Below are 3,347 nucleotides of genomic sequence, written 5' to 3'. Positions count from 1 at the left end.
CGGCAGAGTAGCGTTTTCTCTTCGTCATTTCGGATCGTCTTTCTGTTCAGGCGATCCACCTTAACACATGGTCCAAATGCCTGGGACCAGCTCTGTCTTTCTATTCCAGTCCAAATACAGAGAAAAGCAAGCTTCATGCCATAAGACGATCAATGACGCCGATGTCTTGAAAATTTCACTATTCTTGAATGAGCTCTTTGACAAGGCGACTACTCTGGCTGAAAGCGGTAATTTTCGTTTGCAGGAAGCAGTTCGTCGGATTTGGGAACTACATAACAAGGGAAAAATCTGTCGCTACAAGGTGATCTTTTGTTCGAACGGTTCAGGATTTGCGACTTCAGCTCAGGGCATTATTGATAGCGTCAAGACTTCTCACCCTTCGGTTTCATTCGAGTTCTACAGTGGTCATGATGTCGTACGCTCCATGTCTGCTGAGGGCAGACAGGCAGAAGACGGGCAGCTTCAAGTAATCAGTAAAGAAATCCTCGAGCGGATAGATGGTGATGTGCGAGGAGCTAGTGCATCCGTTGATGCCCGGTCTTTCGTGGATTTGATCACCACGGAAGACGGAGAAACGATCAAGCGTCATCTGTTTGATGACAACCTACGAGTCTTCTTAGGCGCCAAGGGCGGCTTCAACCAGGACATTATTTCAAGTGCCACATGTTCAGATAGCTACCTTTTCTGGTATCTGAACAACGGTGTTACTATCACATGCAAGAGTTTTACTTATAATAAGGGTCACGCCAACCCTAAACTGATTTTTAGAGATTTTCAAATTGTTAACGGCGCACAGACCTCGCATTCTCTCGTTGAAGCAGCAAGGGCGAACCCGGACGCGCTTGCGGATGTTGTGGTAATGGTACGAATGTACGCGACGGATAGAGCAGATATAGCAGAGAGAGTAGCGGTTGCAACCAACAGTCAAGCGCGAATTCAGAGTCGGGATCTGATGTCGAACCACGGGACGTTAAAGAAATTGGAGTTGGCATTTAAAGAATATGGTTACTTTTTTGAGCGAAAGAAAAACATGCATTCCGACAAACCGGATGAGAAGCGGATCGATGCACTGAAACTTGGACAAGTTATTCTTTCTTTTGAACTAAGAGAGCCGGATAAGGCGAAGACTGAATCAGATTCAATCTTTGATTCCCGCTTTCACTATATTTTCGACAATAGGCAAAGCATAGATGAACTAATCAGGCTTTATAAGCTTTATACTGTTATCGAAGAAATGAGGGATGGGTATCAATCCGAATTTGGAGCATCGCCAGAAAGCGGCCACGAACACCAGTACCTCGTCTATGGCCATTGGTTCGTTCTTTTTGCCTGCAAGCTGCTTCATGTTAAGTCTGGAAAGAAGCAACTTCCAACCGGCGATGATGCGCGTGCTTTGGTTGATGAAGCTATCCGGAGGGTTGCTGCCGCCTGCAGTCAGCAGAAAGCTGTCGCGCACTACCAGATGTTCCGAAGTTCGCGAACCAAGGAGCGCATTTTGGGTGAGATCAGTGCCAAACAAGCAGACTTTTTTGAATTGTTGGCGATATCGTAAGTTGGAAGACAAGCAATAGTTGAGTTCTGAGAGCCAAAGCGGTTGAATTCAACGAGAATTTTCTCCAAAACAGAAACACCAGGTGGGGACTCGCCCGACCTGGTGTTCTAATCTGATGTCGGCGGCGCATAGCATATGCCAGTGGGGCCAATTCGACTGCTCTAAAGGGAATCTATCGCTGCAATGGCCGAAAGTCAAGTTCCATACTCATACGATGTTGAAGCGATAGCAGCGCTGAAGGGATCACTCTCTGAGCCAAGATTCGCGACCTACCTTGCGAAAGCCAGTGGAAATGAGACCTTTGCATTCGCGTTATATCTCTACAACGTAAAGCTTGCAAAATCGTTTCTGTTTCCGCTGAGCGTTACGGAAGTGACCTTGCGCAATGCAGTAGATAGTGCCTTGCTGAAGATTTTTGGGGCTGCTTGGCATGAAGATGCCAACTTTCGCGATACTGTTCTGACACCACAAAGCTTGAGTACCTTGGATAAGGCAATAGAAAGAGCTAGGTCAAACGCGCGCGACAAAGTGATTGCAGAGCTCACCTTTGATTTCTGGTCCAATCTGTTTCGCAACGAGTATAGTAATCTTTGGAGAACTAAAGCGAACATCGCGTTTCCAGGTCTTTCCCATGGTGAGGGGCGGCGACAAATTCAGACGCTTGTTAAAGAGATTAATCGCCTTAGAAACAGGGTCGCGCACTATGAGCCCATTCTTGATTTGAACGTCCCCGATCTTCAATCGAAAATGATTAAACTGGTGGAACTTCGATGCAAAATCACAGCTGATTGGATGCGGCATCACTCTACCGTCAGCGCTGTAATGCGTAGCCGGCCAAATCTGGCAGGATCCGCACCTGTTACGTTGGAAAGCAAAACAGACAAAAGGTTCATAGTCGTTGAACGGACATCCAAGTTGGCATGTCTCGCGAACGAAGAGGCTCAAACATGTTCAGCATTCGTTTGCATGGAGAATGAAAATATCGTGGGAGCAATTACGCACGAGCAACTTGGGCAATACATGGCGACCGCGGCTATGAAGTTAGATGGCATGGTCGATTTAAATGACCACTCCATCGCAGATGTTTTGAACATACCAGCTGTCGCGAATGGCTTTCGGTCAATGACAGCAGAATCGTCGTTCTTTGATGCCGTCAAAATACTGAAAGAGCCGAAGACGCGCGTCATCGTTGCTGTGAGCCCAGATGATGGAGCGCCTATTGGGGTAATTTTGCGGGCCCATAGGCGATATTGAATGACGGGATGGTTGAAACTTCATTTTCTTATGGAATGCCTGGACTCTCATCACCAGCCAACTGCCTATCAGCACTTGGCATGATGCCACTGGTGAGCCGACCTTCGCTGATGCCATCCTCGATAGGTTCGTTCACAACGCCTATCGCCTCGAACTTGAGGGGCAATGGTTTCGAAAAACTCACGCCAATATGGATGATGAAACAAGCTCACACTGATAACTAAAATTATCAGCCTCACGGCAACGCATCAGAGGTGGGTGGATAGTCAGGAACTGGTGGGCGGATACGCCGGAATACGCATCAGGGAAGAGGTGTCGTCTTCCTGTCCAACTAATCTGAAAGAACTATAAATCAGCTTGATTGCGCTAAAATACCATGTATCTGCTCTCTGCCATGTGGTCGAGCATGATCATGGTGCCTGTTTCGAGAATAAAGGTCTCGGCCATGAGCTATAGGTGAATCTGGTGTTTGGAGGATTTGAAAGTTGGCGGTGCATCTGATTGGATCGTCGTTGCTACGCGAATCCACCAATCTTCGAGG

At 47.3% G+C, this 3,347-nt stretch carries 2 protein-coding genes and 1 pseudogene; all 3 read left to right on the top strand.

Going from position 1 to position 3,347, the window contains the following annotated elements:
* Positions 1–67: 67 nt before the first annotated feature.
* On the top strand, positions 68–1,552 hold the full coding sequence (locus BM258_RS24145) for an AIPR family protein (RefSeq protein WP_244544831.1): 1,485 nt from the start codon (positions 68–70) through the stop codon (positions 1,550–1,552).
* 183 nt (positions 1,553–1,735) lie between these two features.
* Positions 1,736–2,806 (top strand): Abi family protein, encoded by a 1,071-nt coding sequence (locus BM258_RS24140; RefSeq protein ID WP_090075790.1) that lies wholly within the window; start codon positions 1,736–1,738, stop codon positions 2,804–2,806.
* A 43-nt stretch (positions 2,807–2,849) separates the two neighbouring features.
* A pseudogene (locus BM258_RS24135) lies at positions 2,850–3,023 on the top strand (ATP-binding protein); the annotation flags it as partial.
* Between the last annotated feature and the right edge of the window lie 324 nt (positions 3,024–3,347).

Origin of the sequence: Cohaesibacter marisflavi (assembly GCF_900115225.1) — a bacterium.
Lineage (GTDB): Bacteria > Pseudomonadota > Alphaproteobacteria > Rhizobiales > Cohaesibacteraceae > Cohaesibacter > Cohaesibacter marisflavi.
This window is presented reverse-complemented; position numbering and strand designations above follow the sequence as displayed.